The following is a 2,545-nucleotide window of genomic DNA, read 5'->3' on the forward strand; positions in this document are numbered from 1 at the left end:
CTTTCGAGCATACTCCAGAGTACCACGAGACACGTGAAACCTTGTGGGAAGCAGGGGGGACCACCCCCCAAGGCTAAATACTCCCTGGTGACCGATAGCGTATAGTACCGTGAGGGAAAGGTGAAAAGAACCCCGGAAGGGGAGTGAAATAGAACCTGAAACCCTATGTTTACAAGCAGTGGAAGTTCATTATTCGAACAACCACGTACTTTTTGTAGAACGGGCCAACGAGTTACGGTATGCAGCAAGGTTAAGTAGTTATGCTACGGAGCCGCAGCGAAAGCGAGTCTTAAATGGGCGATCTAAGTTGTATGCCGTAGACCCGAAACCGGGTGACCTATCCATGAGCAGGTTGAAGCGGAAGTAAAATTTCGTGGAGGACCGAACCCATGTCTGTTGAAAAAGGCTGGGATGACTTGTGGATAGCGGAGAAATTCCAATCGAACTCGGAGATAGCTGGTTCTCCCCGAAATAGCTTTAGGGCTAGCCTTAAAGAAAGTGATACGGAGGTAGAGCACTGAATGTCCTAGGGGCCCTCACCGGTTACCGAAGACTATCAAACTCCGAATGCCGTCATCATATCTTTAGGAGTCAGACTGTGGGTGATAAGATTCATAGTCGAAAGGGAAACAGCCCAGACCGTCAGCTAAGGTCCCTAAGTACAGGTTAAGTGGAAAAGGATGTGGGATTGCACAGACAACTAGGATGTTGGCTTAGAAGCAGCCATTCATTCAAAGAGTGCGTAATAGCTCACTAGTCGAGTGATCCTGCGCCGAAAATTACCGGGGCTCAAACCTGTCACCGAAGCTACGGCTACGTATGGATTTATCTGTATGTGGGGTAGGGGAGCATTGTATATGGGTTGAAGTCATACCGTAAGGAGTGGTGGACTATATACAAGAGAGAATGTTGGCATGAGTAGCGAAAGGCAGGTGAGAATCCTGCCCGCCGAATACCTAAGGTTTCCTGAGGAAGGGTCGTCCTCTCAGGGTTAGTCGGGACCTAAGCCGAGAACGAAAGTTGTAGGCGATGGACAACAGGTTGATATTCCTGTACCACCAAAGATCATTTGAGTGATGGGGTGACACAGTAGGATAGGTCAAGCGCACCGTTGGTTGTGTGCGTCTAAGCCCGTAGGGAGTCTATATAGGCAAATCCGTATAGACAATCCTAAAAGGTGATGGGGAGCGAAATTTAAGTAGCGAACTTACTGATTCCACACTGTCAAGAAAAGCCTCTAGCGAGATCCTAGGTGCCCGTACCGCAAACCGACACAGGTAGGTAAGGAGAGAATCCTAAGGCGAGCGAGAGAACCATTGTTAAGGAACTCGGCAAAATGACCCCGTAACTTCGGGAGAAGGGGTGCCACGTTAGGGTGTTAAAGCCTGAGGTGGCCGCAGAGAATAGGCCCAAGCGACTGTTTAGCAAAAACACAGGTCTCTGCTAAGTCGAAAGACGATGTATAGGGGCTGACGCCTGCCCGGTGCTGGAAGGTTAAGGGGACGTGTTAATCATTAGATGAAGCACTGAACTTAAGCCCCAGTAAACGGCGGCCGTAACTATAACGGTCCTAAGGTAGCGAAATTCCTTGTCGGGTAAGTTCCGACCCGCACGAAAGGCGTAACGATTTGGGCACTGTCTCAACAATGGACTCGGTGAAATTGTAGTACCAGTGAAGATGCTGGTTACCCGCAGCAGGACGGAAAGACCCCGTGGAGCTTTACTGTAGCCTGATATTGGATTTCGGTATTGCATGTACAGGATAGGTGGGAGACTAAGATACATGGACGCCAGTCTGTGAGGAGTCAACGTTGGGATACCACTCTTGTAATACTGAAGTTCTAACCATAGACAGTTACCCTGTCTTGGGACATTGTCAGGTGGGCAGTTTGACTGGGGCGGTCGCCTCCCAAAAAGTAACGGAGGCGCCCAAAGGTTCCCTCAGCGCGGTCGGAAATCGCGCGTAGAGTGTAAAGGCACAAGGGAGCTTGATTGCAAGACTTACAAGTCGAGCAAGGACGAAAGTCGGGCTTAGTGATCCGGTGGTTCCGAGTGGAAGGGCCATCGCTCAACGGATAAAAGCTACCCCGGGGATAACAGGCTTATCTCCCCCAAGAGTCCACATCGACGGGGAGGTTTGGCACCTCGATGTCGGCTCGTCTCATCCTGGGGCTGAAGTAGGTCCCAAGGGTTGGGCTGTTCGCCCATTAAAGAGGCACGCGAGCTGGGTTCAGAACGTCGTGAGACAGTTCGGTCCCTATCCGCTGTGGGCGCAGGAAATTTGAGAGGAGCTGTCCTTAGTACGAGAGGACCGGGATGGACATACCTCTGGTGTATCAGTTGTCGCGCCAGCGGCACGGCTGAGTAGCTATGTATGGACGGGATAAGCGCTGAAGGCATCTAAGCGCGAAGCCTCCCTCAAGATGAGATTTCCCACTGATTTTCAGGTAAGACCCCAGATAGACCATCTGGTTGATAGGCCTAGGGTGTAAGGGCAGCAATGTCTTTAGCTGATAGGTACTAATAGGTCGAGGACTTGACCAGA

Annotated in this window: 1 rRNA gene; it reads left to right on the plus strand. The window is 50.8% G+C overall.

Going from position 1 to position 2,545, the window contains the following annotated elements:
• Positions 1-2,544, plus strand: a 23S ribosomal RNA gene (locus EK368_RS03020); the annotation flags it as partial.
• Between the last annotated feature and the right edge of the window lies 1 nt (position 2,545).

Source organism: Anaerophilus nitritigenes, assembly GCF_004138215.1.
Lineage (GTDB): Bacteria > Bacillota > Clostridia > Peptostreptococcales > Thermotaleaceae > Anaerophilus > Anaerophilus nitritogenes.